Source organism: Streptomyces sp. AK02-01A (assembly GCF_033795305.1).
Lineage (GTDB): Bacteria > Actinomycetota > Actinomycetes > Streptomycetales > Streptomycetaceae > Streptomyces.
This window is the reverse complement of sequence record NZ_JARBAE010000002.1, coordinates 418,707-434,926: the sequence shown is the minus strand read 5'-3', so window position 1 is coordinate 434,926 and position 16,220 is coordinate 418,707. Positions and strand designations below refer to the sequence as shown.

Annotated in this window: 11 protein-coding genes; 8 read left to right on the top strand and 3 right to left on the bottom strand. The window is 69.9% G+C overall.

From position 1 onward, the window contains the following. Nucleotides 1-263: 263 nt before the first annotated feature. Nucleotides 264-1,646, bottom strand: coding sequence for a Bcr/CflA family multidrug efflux MFS transporter (locus tag PV679_RS04345; protein ID WP_416069648.1), 1,383 nt, complete (start codon nt 1,644-1,646; stop codon nt 264-266). A gap of 73 nt (nt 1,647-1,719) precedes the next feature. Between PV679_RS04345 and PV679_RS04340 the strand changes: the two genes are divergently transcribed. Continuing rightward, the gene (locus tag PV679_RS04340) at nt 1,720-2,772 is read left to right on the top strand and encodes a Gfo/Idh/MocA family oxidoreductase (protein ID WP_319678611.1); all 1,053 of its coding nucleotides are present in this window, start codon (nt 1,720-1,722) and stop codon (nt 2,770-2,772) included. A 37-nt stretch (nt 2,773-2,809) separates the two neighbouring features. On the opposite strand, the gene PV679_RS04335 is transcribed toward PV679_RS04340, so the two are convergent. Then, nucleotides 2,810-4,456: an alkaline phosphatase D family protein gene (locus tag PV679_RS04335; RefSeq protein ID WP_319678612.1), complete on the bottom strand. Its 1,647-nt coding sequence runs from the start codon at nt 4,454-4,456 to the stop codon at nt 2,810-2,812. A 332-nt stretch (nt 4,457-4,788) separates the two neighbouring features. On the opposite strand from PV679_RS04335, the gene PV679_RS04330 reads away from it, so the two are divergent. Together PV679_RS04330 and PV679_RS04325 are read left to right on the top strand one after the other, a co-directional pair. Continuing rightward, the gene (locus tag PV679_RS04330) at nt 4,789-5,559 is read left to right on the top strand and encodes an SDR family oxidoreductase (RefSeq protein ID WP_319678613.1); all 771 of its coding nucleotides are present in this window, start codon (nt 4,789-4,791) and stop codon (nt 5,557-5,559) included. Between the two features lie 114 nt (nt 5,560-5,673). Continuing rightward, a complete protein-coding gene (locus tag PV679_RS04325; RefSeq protein WP_319678614.1) occupies nt 5,674-6,570 on the top strand; it encodes a PhzF family phenazine biosynthesis isomerase in 897 nt (298 codons plus the stop codon). Nucleotides 6,571-6,611: 41 nt separating this feature from the next. Here the strand turns inward: PV679_RS04325 and PV679_RS04320 are convergent, their stop codons facing one another. Beyond that, a complete protein-coding gene (locus tag PV679_RS04320; RefSeq protein WP_416069639.1) occupies nt 6,612-7,604 on the bottom strand; it encodes an aldo/keto reductase in 993 nt (330 codons plus the stop codon). Nucleotides 7,605-7,796: 192 nt separating this feature from the next. Between PV679_RS04320 and PV679_RS04315 the strand changes: the two genes are divergently transcribed. The 5 genes from PV679_RS04315 to PV679_RS04295 all read left to right on the top strand — a co-directional run bounded on the left by PV679_RS04315 (nt 7,797) and on the right by PV679_RS04295 (nt 16,147). Next, on the top strand, nt 7,797-8,012 hold the full coding sequence (locus PV679_RS04315; RefSeq protein WP_319678615.1) for a ferredoxin: 216 nt from the start codon (nt 7,797-7,799) through the stop codon (nt 8,010-8,012). Then, nucleotides 7,996-9,366, top strand: a complete 1,371-nt coding sequence (locus PV679_RS04310; protein ID WP_319678616.1) for an NAD(P)/FAD-dependent oxidoreductase — start codon at nt 7,996-7,998, stop codon at nt 9,364-9,366. Before PV679_RS04315 ends, PV679_RS04310 begins: the two co-directional genes overlap by 17 nt. A 35-nt stretch (nt 9,367-9,401) precedes the next feature. Then, a complete protein-coding gene (locus PV679_RS04305) occupies nt 9,402-10,616 on the top strand; it encodes a cytochrome P450 (protein ID WP_319678617.1) in 1,215 nt (404 codons plus the stop codon). Between the two features lie 167 nt (nt 10,617-10,783). Then, nucleotides 10,784-14,608, top strand: coding sequence for a toll/interleukin-1 receptor domain-containing protein (locus PV679_RS04300; protein WP_319678618.1), 3,825 nt, complete (start codon nt 10,784-10,786; stop codon nt 14,606-14,608). A gap of 393 nt (nt 14,609-15,001) precedes the next feature. Continuing rightward, nucleotides 15,002-16,147 (top strand): glutathione-independent formaldehyde dehydrogenase, encoded by a 1,146-nt coding sequence (locus PV679_RS04295; RefSeq protein ID WP_319678619.1) that lies wholly within the window; start codon nt 15,002-15,004, stop codon nt 16,145-16,147. The last annotated feature ends 73 nt before the right edge of the window (nt 16,148-16,220 follow it).

Here is a 16,220-nt window from a genome sequence, read left to right as displayed (position 1 = left end):
CGTCCCGCGACCGCCGTGACGGACGACGGCACGGCGTACGGCGCGTCGGACGCCCGGGGCCCGGCGAACGCTCTGGCGGGCGGTGGCAGCCCGGTCGCCGTGGACCTGGCGACCGGCACGCCGACGGCCCTCACCGCCGGCGTCCGGCTGCCGAGCGGGACACCGGCGGGGTCGGCGTCTTCCGCTGGACGGACGCCAGGGACACGCCGCATCTCATCGGATACGCCTGGCGCGGCTGACCGGACGCGGCCGGGCGCCGCGCGTCAGGCGCCGGCGGGCTGTTCCATGGGCCGCTGGTGCTGCCAGGGACGTACGAGACCCAGGAAGCAGGCGACCGCGCCGACCGCGCACACGAGCTGGACGACGGCCATCGGCACCGCGGTCTCCTCTCCCGCGATACCGACGAGCGGTGAGGCGATGGCACCGATCAGGAACGACGACGTGCCGATGAGCGCGGAGGCCGAGCCCGCCGCGTGCGGGGTCCGCATCAGCGCCTGGGCGTTGGTGTTGGGCATCGCGAGGCCCATCGCCGACATCAGCACGAACAGGGCCGCCGCCACCGGGAAGAGCCCCACGGTCCCGAACACTCCGGAGGTCATCAGCAGCAGCGCCAGCCCGGCGAGCGTGATGACGACCAGGCCGAAGCCCAGCACGCGGTCCATGCTGACCCGGCCGACCAGCAGCTTGCCGTTGATCTGGCCGACGGTGATCAGGCCGATGGAGTTGACGCCGAAGAGCAGGCTGAAGGTCTGCGGCGAGGCGCCGTAGATCTCCTGCACCACGAACGGCGAGGCGGAGACATACGCGAACAGCGCGGCGAAGGCGAGCCCGCCCGCCAGCATGTAACCGGTGAAGACCCGGTCGGCGACCAGTCCGCGCATGGTGCGCAGTGCCTCGCCGACGCCACCGCTGTGCCGCTTCTCCGGCGGCAGAGTCTCGTGCAGATACTTCCAGACGACCAGTGTCAGCAGGGCGCCGATCACGGTCAGGACGACAAAGATGCCGCGCCAGTCCGTGAGGCGCAGCACCTGGCCGCCGAGTACGGGCGCGATGACCGGCGCGACTCCGGAGATCAGCATCAGCGTCGAGAAGAAGCGCGCCATCTCGACGCCGTCGTACAGATCGCGCACCACCGCGCGGGAGATCACGATGCCCGCCGCGCCCGCCAGTCCTTGGAGGAGGCGGAAGCCGATCAGGAGTTCCGTGGTGGGTGCCAGCGCGCAGATGGCCGTGGCGAGGACATAGACGACCATGCCGAGCAGCAGTGGCCTGCGCCGGCCCCATTTGTCGCTCATGGGTCCGACGACGATCTGGCCGAGGGCCATGCCTGTCAGACAGGCGGTGAGGGTGATCTGGACGGTCGCGGCGGGCGAGTTCAGTGCGCGGGTGACCTCGGGCAGCGCCGGGAGGTACATGTCCATGGAGAGCGGCGGCAGCGCGGTGAGCCCGCCGAGGACCAGTGTGACCAGCAGTCCGACACCGCGCCCGGCCGCCTTGGGCGGGGTCGCGGACGCGGTCGCGTGGGTGGCTGACGGAGCCCCGGCCGGTCCCGGACGCTGAGCCGGCACCTCTCCCGACAGGCGCCGTCCTGACCGTATATGCCCCTTACGTCCCTCGGTTGTCTGGCCGCCGTCCGGCATCCGCATCTCCATGTCGTTGAATCCTTACCTATGCTCTCAGCTCAGCGAGAGTGGTCGAGACCTTTTTAATGGGGCGGATATGGCAGCCGGACAGGTGGTACAGGACAGAGCCGTGCGCTGGGGCGTGCTGGCGACTGGCGGAATCGCGGCGCGGTTCACGGCCGACGTGCTGGAGATGGCGGACGCCGAGGTCGTCGCGGTGGCCTCGCGCGATGACGCCTCCGCGCGGGAGTTCGCGGGACGGTTCGGGATCGCCCGGGCCCATGGCGACTGGGCCTCGCTGATGGCCGACGAGGAGGTGGATGTCGTATACGTCGCGACTCCGCACTCCGCGCACCGGGCCGCCACCGGGCTCGCTCTCGCCGCCGGAAAGCCGGTGCTGTGCGAGAAGGCGTTCACGCTCAACGCCAGGGAGGCCGGCGAACTGGTGTCGCTCGCCCGGGAGCGGGACGTCTTCCTGATGGAGGCCATGTGGACCTACTGCAACCCCGTCATCCTGCGCCTGGCGGAGCTGGTGCGGGACGGAGCGATCGGTGACGTCCAGACCGTCCAGGCCGACTTCGGCATCCAGGGTCCGTTCGCTCCGGAGCACCGGCTGCGCGACCCGGCGCTCGGCGGCGGCGCCGTCCTGGACCTCGGTGTGTATCCGGTGTCCTTCGCGCAGCTTCTGCTGGGCGAGCCCGACCGTGTGCACGCCGACGCGCTGATCTCTCCCGAGGGCGTGGACCTCAACACCGGAATACTGCTGGGCTGGGACTCGGGAGCGACGGCGCTGCTGTCCTGCTCGGTGACGGGCGAGACTCCGAGGACCGCGACGGTGACGGGCACGACCGGCCGGATCGAGGTGCCGGCCGGTTTCTTCGACCCGGAGCGGTTCGTCCTGCACCGGAGCGGCGCCGAGCCCGAGGAGTTCACGGCCGCGAGCGGACTGCGCGGGATGCAGCACGAGGCGGCCGAGGTGATGCGCTGCCTGCGGGCCGGCGAGACGGAATCACCGCTGGTACCGCTGGACGGCACGCTCGCGGTGATGCGTACGCTCGACGCGGTGCGGGAGCGCGTCGGTGTCCGCTTCCCGGTGGACGAGCCGCCCGTCAGCGAAAGCTCCGCGAGCGGACCGGCCGACCGCATCTGACGGTGCGCCGGCGGAGCGGTCCTCGGGTGCCGGGCCGTCAGGCCGGCTTGAGACCCGGGTCGCCCGCCTCGGTCACGAAGGACGCCGCTGTCGTGACCGGGGCGCCGGACTTCGTGACGGCGGAGACGGTCTTGAAGTCCGCCCGCGCCTGGCGCTCGCCGAGGGTCACGGTCACATAGCCGCGCCGCCCGTTGTAGAACCTCATGTGCGGATTGGCCGCCATGTGCGCGGCCCAGTCGAGCGGCTCGTCCTTGCCGTCCTTGCCGCTGGCGATGGAGGTCGCCACGATCTCGGTGCCGAGCGTGCGCGATCCCGGGTCGTTCCAGTCCTTCTTCAGGTCGTACGCGTTACCGGTGTGCACATCGCCGGTCAGCACCATGAAGTTCTTGAGGCCGGACCGCTCCACACCGTCCATGAGCCGCTGCCGGGAGGCCGGATAGCCGTCCCACGAGTCCATCGACAGCTTGAAGTCGGGCGTGGAGAGATTGCGCCGCCGGGCGAAGGTCACCTGCTGCGGTACGACGTTCCAGGTCGCGCCGGACGTCCGCCAGCCGTCCAGCAGCCACTGCTCCTGGGCCTCGCCGGTCAGCGTGCGCGACGGGTCCTCGGACTCCGGGCCCGGGGTCTGCCAGCCGTCGCCGTACGCCTGGTTGGAGCGGTACTGCCGGGTGTCCAGGATGTCGAACTGCGCGAACCGGCCGAAACTCAGCCGCCGGTAGAGCCGCATGTCGGGACCCCTGGGCTGCTGCGGCTTGCGCAGTGGCTGGTTCTCCCAGTACGCGCGATAGGCGGCGGCCCTGCGCAGCAGGAACTCCTCCGGCGGCACGTCGTTCTCCGGCGTCTCCGTCGCGTAGTTGTTCTCGGTCTCGTGGTCGTCCCAGGTGACGACGAACGGATGCGCGGCGTGCGCGGCCCGCAGATCGGGATCCGACTTGTAGAGGCCGTACCGCAGCCGGTAGTCCTCCAGCGTGACCGTCTCGCGGTTGAAGTGCGCGGGCAGCCTGCGGTCGGTGTAGGCGCGGGCGCCTCCGGAGGAGGTCACGGCGTATTCGTACAGATAGTCGCCGAGGTGGAAGACGACATCGAGGTCTTCCTCGGCGAGGTGCTTGTACGCGGTGAAGTAGCCGTCGTGGTAGGCCTGGCAGGAGACCGCGGCGAGCCTGAGCGAGCTGATCCGCGCGGTGCGCAGCGGCGCGGTGCGGGTGCGGCCGACGGGACTGAGCCAGGTACCGGCGCGAAAGCGGTAGTAGTACACCCGGTCGGAGGCCAGTCCCCGGACATCGACATGCACGCTGTGGTGCAGCTCCGGATGCGCCAGCGTGTGTCCGCGGAACACGATCCGGCGGAAGTTCGCGTCGCGGGCCAGCTCCCAGCGCACGGACACCCGGCTCGTCGGCAGTCCGCTGTCCGGCTCGTACGGACGCGGTGCGAGCCGGGTCCAGAGCACCATGCCGTCCGGGCGCGGATCACCGGAGGCGACACCAAGGGTGAATGGATTCTCCGCGATCTTCCTGGCGTCCAGTTCGGCGGCGCTCGCGGTGCCGGTGGCCGGGAGATCGACGGCGAACGCGAGGGCGGCGGCGGCCGCGGTGCCGGTCAGAAACCGGCGGCGCGCGATGTGCGCGGCGGCGGCCCTGAGCTCGGGCGCGTGGATGTCCGTCGTGCGGCGCTGAACAGGTGTCATATGCCCCTCCCCTGGTGGCGGTTGTCGCATACATCACGGTGGGAGACGAAAGCGCCCTATGTCGCGTACACAACATCAACGTGGCGAATGGATGATTTCCGCTAGGTCCTGGCCTAGGACGTGTCTGACACATAGCGCCGTCCGCCCGGAGGGCGGGGCCCGCGACGTCTGGTGCGTGCGATCCCAAGGCGGAGGATCATCCGTGTACTGGACGTACTCGGATGACTCCGACAACGCGGTCAGCGTGCGTGCCAGCCGTCGCAGGCCAGGCGGGATGTGTCAGACGGGGCCTAGCTGCGCCCACAGTTGTATCTCACGTACGCTGCGTAGCCATGGACGCCATGCGGAACATCAGCACCAAGCGGAAGTTCGCCGTGGTGACGGGCGCGGGCTCGGGCATCGGACGGGCGGTCGCGCTGGTTCTCGGTGAAGCGGGCTGGTCGGTGACGCTCGCCGGACGGCACAGCGAGACGCTGGAGGAGACGGCCGGAGCCATGAGCGGCGAGTCCCTGTGCGTACGTACCGATGTGTCGCGTCCCGAGGACGTCGACGCGCTGTTCGCGGCGGTGAGCGAGCGGTACGGCCGGCTCGACCTGCTCTTCAACAACGCGGGCACATTCGGTCCCGGAGGCATATCGCTGGAGGACCTGCCGTACTCGGCCTGGCGGAAGGTCCTCGACACCAATCTGACCGGGACGTTCCTGTGCGCGCAGGCGGCGTTCCGGCTGATGAAGACTCAGCGTCCGCAAGGCGGCCGGATCATCAACAACGGCTCGGTCTCCGCGCACGCCCCGCGGCCCGACTCGGTGGCCTACACCGCCACGAAGCACGGCATGACCGGGCTCACGAAGTCGCTGTCGCTGGACGGCCGTCCGTACCGGATCGCCTGCGGCCAGATCGACATCGGCAACGCGGCGACCGATATGACGGAGCGGATGCGCCGCGGAGTGCCGCAGGCGAACGGCGAGTTGGCGGTGGAGCCGGTGATGGACGCGGCGGACGTGGCCAGGACGGTGCTGCACATGGCGGAGCTGCCGCTGGAGGCGAACATCCAGTTCGCCACGGTGCTCGCGACGGCGATGCCCTTCGTGGGCCGGGGCTGAGGACCGCCGGGAGCGCGGGCCCGCCGCGCCGTGCCGGCCGCGCGGCTCCGGCGCGGCTCCGGCGCTCCTGGCGCGCGCGGGAATGCGCGACGCCGCCGGCGCGGTTGGCCCGTCATGAGACCGCATACCGGCGCCTCCGCCGATGTCCTCCGGTACACCGCCTTCGCCACCGATCCCCGCGGCGGAAATCCCGCCGGAGTCCTCCTGGACGCGGCCGGGCTCGGTGACGACGAGATGCTCGCCGTCGCGGCGAAGCTGGGATACAGCGAATCCGCGTTTCTGACCGCGCCGCCCGAAGGGCTCGGCGCACCGGGCCGGGCGTTCACCATCAGGTATTTCAGCCCGAGGGCCGAGGTCCCGTTCTGCGGACACGCCACCATCGCCACCGCCGTGGCGCTGGCCGAGCGGATCGGTCCCGGCGATCTGGTCTTCGAGACCCGCGCCGGGACCGTGCCGGTGACGGTCACCGAGCAGGACGGCACGCTGCGGGCCACGCTCACCAGCGTGGAGCCGCGGATCAGCGGCGTGGCCGAGGAGGACGTACGGGAGGCACTCGCCGCTCTGGACTGGCCGGCCACGGATCTCGACCCGGAGCTGCCGGCCCGGATCGCCTTCGCCGGAGCCCGTCATCTTGTCCTGGCCGCCGCGACCCGGGCGCGGCTGGCGGATCTCTCGTACGACTTCGACCGCCTCGAAGCGTTGATGCGTCGCCTCGACCTGACGACCGTCCAGCTTGTCTGGCGGGAGTCCGCGACGGTCTTCCACGTACGCGATCCGTTCCCGGTGGGCGGTGTGGTCGAGGACCCGGCGACGGGAGCCGCGGCGGCCGCGTTCGGCGCGTACGTCCGCGAACTCGCCGCCGTACCGGCCGAGTCGGTGTCGGTGCTCACGCTGCACCAGGGCGAGGACATGGGCCGTCCCGGCGTCCTGACGGTGGAGCTGCGTCCCGGCGACCCGCGCGTCCGGGTGAGCGGCGCGGGTGCCCGGATCCCGGAGCCGTCCGGTAGTTAGGTCCGGTCCGGGAAGGGCACCGGCCCGGCGCCGGGCGGGCGTTACGCGGCCAGCAGCGTGGCGATCTCCTGGAGCTGCCGTTCCCGCAGCGGACCGAACGCGATGGCGCCCGCGTTCTCCTCGGCCTGCGCGACCGAGCGGAAGCCCGGGATCGGCACCGTGTGCGGGCTGCGCGCCCACAGCCAGGCCAGTGCGCCCTGCGCGAGCGTGCGGCCGTCCTCGGTGAGGACGTCCCGCACGGCGTCGACCCGCGCGGACCACTCGGGCGACGGCGCTCCGCCCGCGCCGAACCACCGCAGCCAGGCCGGCGGCACCGCCCGGATGTCTCCGGCCGCGCCACGGCCGCCGGGCCGGTACTTCCCGGTGAGCAGGCCCATCGCGAGCGGACTGCGGACGACGCTCGCGAGACCGCGCTCGGCGCAGAGGTCGAACATCTCCGGCGTGTCCTCCAGGACATTGCAGGCGTGCTGTACGGCCGCGCAGTGCGGTCCCTCGGCGAAGAGCGCGGCACGCTCCGGGTCGTCGGTGCTCCAGGCGTACGCGCGGATCAGCCCTTCGCGTACGAACTCCTCGCAGGCGTCGCGGAGTTCGGCGGCCCGGTCCAGCGGTGCGTCGGAATGATGAAGCTGATAGAGGTCGACATGATCGGTGCCGAGCCGGCGCAGTGAGGCGGTGAGCGCGCGCCGGGCGTACGCGGGGGTGTCGTCGGTGCCCGTGAGCGTCCGCGTGCTCTCGTCCAGCGTGTTGCCCCACTTGGTCGCGATCACCACCTCGTCCCGCCGTCCCTGGAGGGCGCGGCCGAGTACGCGTTCGCTGTGGCCGGTGCCGTACACGTCGGCCGTGTCGAAGAAGGTGATCCCGAGGTCGAGAGCCCGCCGGATCGCGGCGACGGACTCCTCGTCGTCGACCTTGCCCCAGCCGAGCGGATTGCCGTCGTTGTCCTGCCACTCACCGCCGATCGCCCAGCAGCCGAAGCCGAGCGCGCTCACGGTGATTCCGCTCTGTCCCAGCGTTCTGTTCTCCATGGCTTCCATGGGCACCACGCTAGGAGTTGAAGCGCGCACGAAGGCAACAGGCCGGTGCGTCCCGGAACCGGCCCGCGCGGACGGCCGCCTCCGGCCGGTCACGCTCAGCCATCACCCGGACGGAGCAACACCGTCCGCGCCGTCGTCCGATCGGTAGTAGGACGGACATCACGGGCGTCGCGGTGGGAGGAGTGGCTCGGGATGAACGTCGTCGTCGACCTCAATCGATGCCAGGGCTACGCACAGTGCGCGTTCCTCGCTCCACAGGTGTTCGAGATGCATGGCGAGGAGGCCCTGCTGTACAGCCCCGTCGTGCCCGCGGACCAGCACGAACGCGTCGCACAGGCCGCGGCGGCCTGTCCGGTGCAGGCCATCCTCGTCGGCGAGGAGGCGGGCGCCGATGCCGGGCGACGGTGAGCTGCGCGGCTGCCGGATCGTCGTCGTCGGCGCGTCGCTGGCCGGACTGCGGGCCGCCGAGACGCTGCGCGCGGAGGGCTTCACCGGCTCGCTGACCATGGTCGGCGACGAGCCCCATCCTCCGTACGACAGACCGCCGCTGTCCAAACAGGTGCTGCTCGGACGAGTGGCCGCGCGGGACACCGGGCTGCCGCGCCGCCGTGACGTGGACGCGCGCTGGAAGCTCGGCGTACGGGCCACCGGTGTCGACCCGGTCGAGAAGCGCGTCCTCCTCGCCGACGGCGAGGAGCTGCCGTACGACCGGCTGCTGATCGCCACCGGAACCCGGGCCAGGCCCTGGCCGAATCCCGCCGAGGGCGCACTGGACGGAGTGTTCACGCTGCGCACGAGCGACGAGGCGGGCCGCCTGGCCGCACGGCTCGACGCCGGGCCGCGCCGGGTGCTGGTGATCGGCGCCGGGTTCACCGGCTCGGAGATCGCCTCCGCCTGCCGGGAACGCGGTCTTGAGGTGACGGTCGCCGAGCGCGGTCCCGCGCCGCTGGTCGGCGCGCTCGGTGGAGCGTTCGGCGCGCTCGCCGCGAAGTTGCAGCTCGCGCACGGTGTCGACCTGCGCTGCGGAGTGACCGTCACCGCGCTGGAAGGCACCGACCGGCTCACCGGTGCGACGCTCTCCGACGGCAGCAGGATCGACGCCGATGTCGCCGTGGTCGCGCTGGGCGCCGTCCGCAACACCGAATGGCTGGCCGAATCAGGACTCGCCGCGGGCCCGCTCGGAGTGACCTGCGACGCCGGATGCCGTGCCTTCAACATGTACGGGATCGTCACCGACGATGTCTTCGTCGCCGGCGATGTGGCCCGCTTCCCGCATCCGCTCTTCGAGTACCAGATGCTCTCCCTGGAGCACTGGGGCAACGCCGTCGCGCAGGCCGAGGTCGCGGCCCACAACATGGTCAACCCGGGGCCGAAGAGACGTCCTCATCTGGCGATGCCGGCCTTCTGGTCCAGCCAGTTCGGCCTCAACATCAAGTCCGTCGGTGTACCCACCTTCTCCGACCAGGTGGTCATCGCCCAGGGCTCCCTCAAGGAGGCCCGGCTCGTCGCCGTCTACGGCTACCGGGGCCGGGTCACCGCGGCGGTGAGCGTGAACCGGACCAAATGGCTGGAGTACTACCAGAACCAGATCGAGACGGCGGCGCCGTTTCCGCCCGAGCCCGGCGCCGCCGACCATCCCGACACGGCCGGCCCCGTCTCCTCCGACGTACTGGACCCGAAGGTGCTCTCGCACGGGCCCACCGTCGCGCTCACCGGCTATCTGCCGGACCGGCGCCTCACCCTGGTGCGGCACGCCGACTGAACCGCCCGCACCTCCAGCGACAAGGAGCGTCTCCCATGGCCGGCGACACCCTGCTCCACCGGATCACCGACTACGCCAACCGCGCCGATCCCTATCCGCTCTACGCCGAGCTGCGCCAGAACCGGGTCGCGCGCCAGGACGACGGCAGCTATGTGGTCGGCACCTATCACGACATCGCGGCGCTGCTCCACGATCCGCGGATCAGCTCGGACCGCCGCAAGCTCAACCGTCCGGACGAGGACGCCTACGAGCTGGAGCCGGCCTTCATCTCGGTCGACGATCCCGAACACGACCGGCTCCGCCGCCTCGCGATGCGGCCCTTCGGCCCGCCTCACACCCCGGGCCGGATCGACGCCATGCGCGGCGACATCACCAGGATCGCCGGGGAACTCATCGCCGACTTCCGGGACAAAGAGCGGATCGACCTCGTCGACGACTTCGCCTACCCGCTGCCCGTCACCGTGATCTGCCGGCTTCTGGGCGTGCCACGCGAGGACGAACCGCGGTTCCGCGCGTGGTCGGACACCATCATCGCCAGAATCGACCCCGTCTCCGACGCCGACTCCGCCGAGCGCCTGCGCGCCGGCGTGGAGGCCCGGCAGGCGATGGGGCTGTATCTGGGAGAGCTCGCCGACAAACGCCGTGGACATCCGTCCGACGACATGCTCTCCGCGTACGTCAACGACGAGAGCCCGGAAGGACACCTCACCAGGACGGAACTGATGGCCACCGCCGTCCTGCTGCTCATCGCCGGTCACGAGACGACCGTCAATCTCATCAGCAACGGCATGCTCACACTGCTGCGCCATCCCGACGAACTGGAGCGGCTGCGCCGGCAGCCCTCGCTGATGCCGAGAGCGGTGGAGGAACTGCTCCGCTTTGAGCCGCCCGTCCAGATGCTGCCGCAGCGCACTCCGCTGACGGACATCGACGTCTCGGGCACCCTCGTGCCCAAAGGCGCGCCACTGGTCCTCATGATTGCCTCCGGCAACCGTGACCCCAAGCGCTTCCACGATCCGGACCGCTTCGATCCGACCCGTGAGGACAACCAGCATTTCGGCTTCGGCAGCGGCATCCACAACTGCTTCGGCGCGCCGCTCGCCCGCGTCGAGACACAGATCGCGCTGACCGAGCTCATCAGGCACCTCGACCGCCCTCGTCTGATCGAGGACCCGCCTCCGTACCGGCGCAGCGCCATACTGCGCGGCCCGCGTCATCTCGCGGTCGGGCTCGGTGCGGTGGGTTCCTGAGCTCCGGCCGCGCACGCTCCCATGACGCCGGTCACGTCCGCGCGGTGGCCGCCGGGCACCACGATGGTCCCGGCGGCGCGGGCGCCATATCCTGGCGTGTGTGCCGGACCATCGGGCTGACGATGCGTCAGCGTGCCGCCCGAGGAGCGGAGAAGGGGGAGCGAGGAGTGGACCATCCCCGAGCGCTGATCAGCTGGGCGCACCAGGACCGCCGCTGGGACAGCGAGCGGACGGCCGCCTGGCGGGAATCGGTGGTCGGGTTCGCGGAGACTCTCCTCGCACACGGCATCGACGCCGAGCTGGATCTCTGGGCGCCCAGTCGCACGGACTGGACACGGCGCGGACAGCAGTTGGTCGTGGAGTGCGACTTCGTGCTCATCGTCATCAGCCGCGCCTGGAGCGAACGCTGGCAGGGACACAACGACCCGCGTGAAGGCGCCGGCGTGGTGGTCGAAGCGGACACTCTGAAGGGTCTCTTCACCAAGAACCAGGACGTCTTCCAGAACAAATGCGTGATCGTCCTCCTTCCCGGAGTCGACGCGAAGGACGTCCCGCCGGACCTGGAGCGGCTGCGGCGGGTGACGGTCCCGGAGATCACTCCGGCGGGAATCGAAGAGCTGGTCCGGGTGATGACCGATCAGCCGGAGTACCTCAAACCACCGCTCGGCGCCTTGCCGCGACTGCCGCCCAGGCCGCGTTCGGCAGTGCTCCACGCGGACCCGCCCGGCACCGGCGCACCGGACCATCTGCTGGAAGCGGTGGTGTCGAGCAGCCGTCAGGCCAGATCCGTCGTATGGCCGGACATCATGCCGAACATGGACCGGCTGGCCGGTCTCACGGACAAGCTGGGTGCTCCCGTCTCTCGTCTGAGAGCGCCCGTTGTCATCGTCGGTGACGGCGGCTACGGCAAGAGTGTGCTGCTCGGCCAGGTCTTCGACGCGCTGGTGCGGGACGAGAAGGACAGCGGCGCCCGCACACTCCTCCTTCCGTGCGGGCGCGTTCCGGCGTCGGCGGATCTGTCGGACCTTCAGTCCCTGGACCGCGCGCTGGGAAACGCGGCGGTCGACTCCCGTGATTCACCGGCGCTGACCGGCATCGTCGCCGCGCTCGCCGCGAACGGCCGTGTCCGTCTCCTCATCGACACTCTCGATCTCGTACTGAGCGAGGTGAACGCCGACGACATCGCCTATCTCCTCAGGCAGTTGGCGCGCCACTGCGAGCTGGTCATCACCTGCCGCGAGCAGGAGTGGGGCGCGTATCTGGGCAGCGACGGCGAGATCGCGCGGTCTCTCTACCGCATGCCGGTCCTGGGAGTGGAGGAGATCGGCCGGTGGGCGGAGGCGTATCTCCGGTCGTCGGACCTCGACGTGGAAAAGAGACGGACGTTCCTCGCGAGCCTGGTGACCGACCGGAACGGCCGCCGGGTACGGGACGTCTGCGCTTCACCGCTGAGACTGGCCATGGCGTGCGACATCTACGCGAAGTCCGGTGGGATCCCGGAAGACCTCACCGTCACGCAGTTGTACGAGCAGTACTGGGAGCGGCGTATCGCGCAGGATCGCCGGGGCCGCGGTGGCGCGGCCGCCACCGCGCAGGAGACGGCCGCCGAGGGGCTCGCCGCCGAGGTATGGGCCGCCAGCACCTCCAGGTTCGTGGAGTCCGTCACCGGAGATCTGGCCAACAGCGATCCGAGCGCGCTGAACAGCCTGCTCAGCGACGGCGTGGTGACAAAGACCACGGGCCGTTACGCGTTCTTCCACCAGACCTACGCCGAGTTCGCGGTCGCCCGTCTTCTCGTCCGTACCGGGGACGGCGAGGACCTCGCGCGGCTGGCGGCGGATCTCCGGTCGACTTCGTCGGCCTACTGGCCCATCGCCAAGCACCTGTTGATGATGACGATGAACGCCGACCGCTACGAGCTCATGGCCGAGGCCGTCCCGTGCGACGCGGTCGAAGGAGTACGGGCCCATTTCCTCGGCGCCTTCAACCGTGGCTCGGCCACTCTGGTGAAGCGGGTCTCGGAGAGAGTGTGGGCGCAGTCGCCGCACACGCTGCTGACCAGTGTCAGTGTGCTGGACAAGAGCCCTCCGGAGTGTGTCGGTGTCACTCTCGACACACTGCTGAAGTGCGCGGCGGCGGCGGAGACGGCGAAGGACCTCTCGGGCGTCGGCATCGCCGCCGCGTCGCTGATTCTCAACAGCCGTCCCGAGGAACAGGCGCGGGAACTGCGCCGGGTGGTCACCGGGATCGCGGCCGGACCCGAGAAGCTCGGACACGCTGTGGTGTCGTCGGTCATCAGCAGGCTGCTGTCCCAGACCGTCAAGGTGTCGCCGTCCGGGCCCGCCATGGTGCGGGTGCTGGCCGACGAGTATCCGGCGCTGCCCGATGCCGCTCGCGCCGAGGTCCTGAGCCTGGTCGCCGCCGGATCCAGGGATCCTGTACTCGATCGCTCCCTGCTGGTGAAGGCGCTGCGACTGCCGTGCCCGCAGGGTGCGGTGGAGCACGCGACCGCCATTCTGATACGGAGCTGGGAGGACGCCGCGTTCCGGAGTGAGGTCCACTGGCCGGGCTGGACCGACATGCTGGAAATGGACCTTCCGACGCGCTGGGACGCGTGTCAGGTGCTGCTGGCCGCGGAGCTGTGCCGGGACGAGGCCGCCGCACAGAAGCTGCTCGGCACCGTGACCGGCCCAGCGAATGTCGCGCGTGTCCGGTACACCAATGCCGCCAAGAGGATCGCCGACGCCAATCCGGAGGTGATACGCCGGATGCTCCTGAGCATCGGCGACGGACTCACCGCGAGTGCGCTCGGCTCGGTCTGCTCGGTGGCGAGCCATGTCGCTCCGCTGCTTCCGGCCGGGGAGCGGCAGGACCTGATCGCCGTGCTCGACCGCTACGCCTCGGCCGAACCACGACGGGTGTGGCCGACGACGATCAAACTCTGCGCCGGCGACATCGGTCTGCTGCGTGCCAGAGCGGCCTCGCTTCAGGGCATGGTGGAGCGGGCGGAGCGAGGCGACGCCATGGTCCGCACGGTGTTGCAGAGCAGCTTCGACGGATTCCTCAGCCTTCTGAGCAGGCGACAGGTGGCCGAGATGAAGGAGGAACTCCGTGTGCTGTGTTCCGACAAGGCGGTGGACCGGGTGAGGAGGGCGCGGCTGGAGGGGACGATCGCGCTGTGCTCCGCCGAAGCGCGGGACTGGGTCGAGTCGGAGCTGCTCACGGGGCACGGCACCAAGGTCGTTTCGGCTGCCGCGCGGGCCGTGGTGGAGGCACTCCCGGAGCTGGCGGCCGCCGAGCCGCACTCGGACGCCATTCCCTGGCTGTTCGGTCTGCTGGCTTCGCCGCACTCGAACGCGGTACGGATGGTGGCCAGGGGCCTGGCGGAGACGGCACCGCTCGTTCCGCTGCCGGGCCGGCACGGTGTGACCGTGAGCGGCCATCTCGTCACCTGGGCCCAGCGCGACGCCGACGCGCAGGTGCAGAGCGCGCTGCTCGATCTCCTCATCGCGGTCGATCAGTCCTCGGAACTCGACGCGCGAGTGGCGAGAAGCGTGGTCGCCACCTATTTCGACATCGTGATCGACGGCCTCGGGCCGGATTCCGCTCCGAAGAGAAGGGCTCAGCTTCCCGCTCTCTTCCTGCTCTACACCAAGGCGGTCGCGGCCGTCGGGCTCAGGCATCTCAGCCACGACCAGGTGACCGAGTTGGTGACCGAGGTCGTCACGCGCGTCGACTCGGGCAGGATCGGCGGCCGCTCACGGCGTTCCCTGGCGTCCTTGCTGGAGACCGCCGGCCTGCGGTATCCACAGGTGCTGTCGACACTGGAGCGGCTCTGGACCACCACGTCGAGTGACAACAAGTACGCGATCGCGGAGTGTTTCGCGCGCGTGGAGACGGGAACTCCGGGACATCGAAGCCTGGCACTGGCCAGACGCCCGGACTGTCCGCCCGAGGCGGCCAACCATATCCATGGCAAGTTCGGCGGCTGAGCGCGTTCCGTCGAGCGCTTCCGTTCGCGGTGACCGGGCCGGAGTGAGCGAAGGTCTTTCGCGCGGCGGCCTCCTCTCCGCTTTGACAGGCGGATTCCTGGTGAGAGGCTGGAAGGGAGCACGGTGTCTCGCCTCTCAGAACGGCGGACACACCACACCGCAGCCGCCATCGGCGGCACGACAGCGCTCGCGCCATTCGCGGGGATTCGCGCGGCGGGCATGGAAGCGCCTCCTCACCGGCTGTGTGTCTCACCAACCACCGCTCCTTGTGCCGCGAAAATTCCTTTTTGTACCGCGAGAACTGTGTCGTTTGTACCGCGAGAACTGTGTCGCGAGAACACGCGGCCTCAGCAGCGGACACGCACACGGGCGGTGGAGCGAAGGGAGTACACCATGAAGGCAGTCGTGTATGAAGGACCGCGCTCGGTGAGCGTGAAGGAAGTACCGGACGCGAGGATCGAGCGACCGACGGACGTCCTGGTGAAGATCACCACCACCAATATCTGTGGCTCTGATCTGCACATGTACGAGGGACGCACCGACTTCGAGAAAGGCCGGATCCTCGGCCACGAGAACATGGGCGAGGTCGTCGCGATCGGTGACGCCGTGGACCGGGTGCGGGTGGGTGATCTGGTCTGTCTGCCGTTCAACATCAGCTGTGGCTTCTGCCGCAACTGTGAGAAGGGCCTGACCGCCTTCTGTCTGACGACACCGGACGATCCCAAGATGGCCGGCGCCGCGTACGGCTTCGCGGACATGGGCCCTTACGCCGGCGGACAGGCCGAACTGCTGCGGGTGCCCTACGGCGACCACAACTGCCTCGTTCTGCCGGAGGAGGCGCGGGAGAAGCAGAACGACTACGTGATGCTTTCCGACATCTTTCCCACCGGCTGGCACTGCACCGAGCTCGCGAACGTGCAGCCCGGAGACACCGTGGTGATCTACGGCGCCGGGCCGGTCGGGCTGATGGCCGCCCTCTCCGCGACCCTCAAGAGCGCCTCCAAGGTCATGGTCGTGGACCGCCATCCGGACCGCCTGAAGCTGGCCGAGGAGATCGGGGCGATCCCGATCGACGACTCCAAGTCGTCGCCCATCGACCGGATCAACGAGGAGACCAATGGCCTCGGCGCGGACCGGGGCTGTGAGTGCGTGGGCTATCAGGCACACGACCCGCAGGGCAGTGAACACCCCAACCTCACACTGAACAACCTGGTGCACTCCGTGAAGTTCACCGGCACCATCGGCGTGGTCGGCATCTTTGTCCCGCAGGATCCCGGCAGCCCCGACCAGCTCTACAAGCAGGGCGAAGTCGCCTTCGACTACGGGCTGTTCTGGTTCAAGGGCCAGTCCGTGGGCAACGGCCAGGCCAACGTCAAGGCGTACAACCGTGAGCTCTGCGACCTGATCCAGCAGGGCAAGGCCAAGCCGTCCTGGATCGTCTCCCACGAGCTGCCGCTGGACAAGAGCCCCGAGGGCTACCAGCACTTCGACGCCCGCGACAACGGCTGGACCAAGGTCGTCATGCATCCCGCCTTCTGATCCACGGCCGGACGCGGGCGGCCCGCCCGGTCGCGCGGGCCGCCCGCTCACGGCGTCGGCGATACGCCAACTC

Bases quoted from the DNA above. Each gene is read 5' to 3' on its own strand.
- PV679_RS04345 (WP_416069648.1), bottom strand. From the start codon at position 1,646: ATGCGGATGCCGGACGGCGGCCAGACAACCGAGGGACGTAAGGGGCAT.
- PV679_RS04340 (WP_319678611.1), top strand. From the start codon at position 1,720: ATGGCAGCCGGACAGGTGGTACAGGACAGAGCCGTGCGCTGGGGCGTG.
- PV679_RS04335 (WP_319678612.1), bottom strand. From the start codon at position 4,456: ATGACACCTGTTCAGCGCCGCACGACGGACATCCACGCGCCCGAGCTC.
- PV679_RS04330 (WP_319678613.1), top strand. From the start codon at position 4,789: ATGGACGCCATGCGGAACATCAGCACCAAGCGGAAGTTCGCCGTGGTG.
- PV679_RS04325 (WP_319678614.1), top strand. From the start codon at position 5,674: ATGAGACCGCATACCGGCGCCTCCGCCGATGTCCTCCGGTACACCGCC.
- PV679_RS04320 (WP_416069639.1), bottom strand. From the start codon at position 7,604: ATGGAAGCCATGGAGAACAGAACGCTGGGACAGAGCGGAATCACCGTG.
- PV679_RS04315 (WP_319678615.1), top strand. From the start codon at position 7,797: ATGAACGTCGTCGTCGACCTCAATCGATGCCAGGGCTACGCACAGTGC.
- PV679_RS04310 (WP_319678616.1), top strand. From the start codon at position 7,996: ATGCCGGGCGACGGTGAGCTGCGCGGCTGCCGGATCGTCGTCGTCGGC.
- PV679_RS04305 (WP_319678617.1), top strand. From the start codon at position 9,402: ATGGCCGGCGACACCCTGCTCCACCGGATCACCGACTACGCCAACCGC.
- PV679_RS04295 (WP_319678619.1), top strand. From the start codon at position 15,002: ATGAAGGCAGTCGTGTATGAAGGACCGCGCTCGGTGAGCGTGAAGGAA.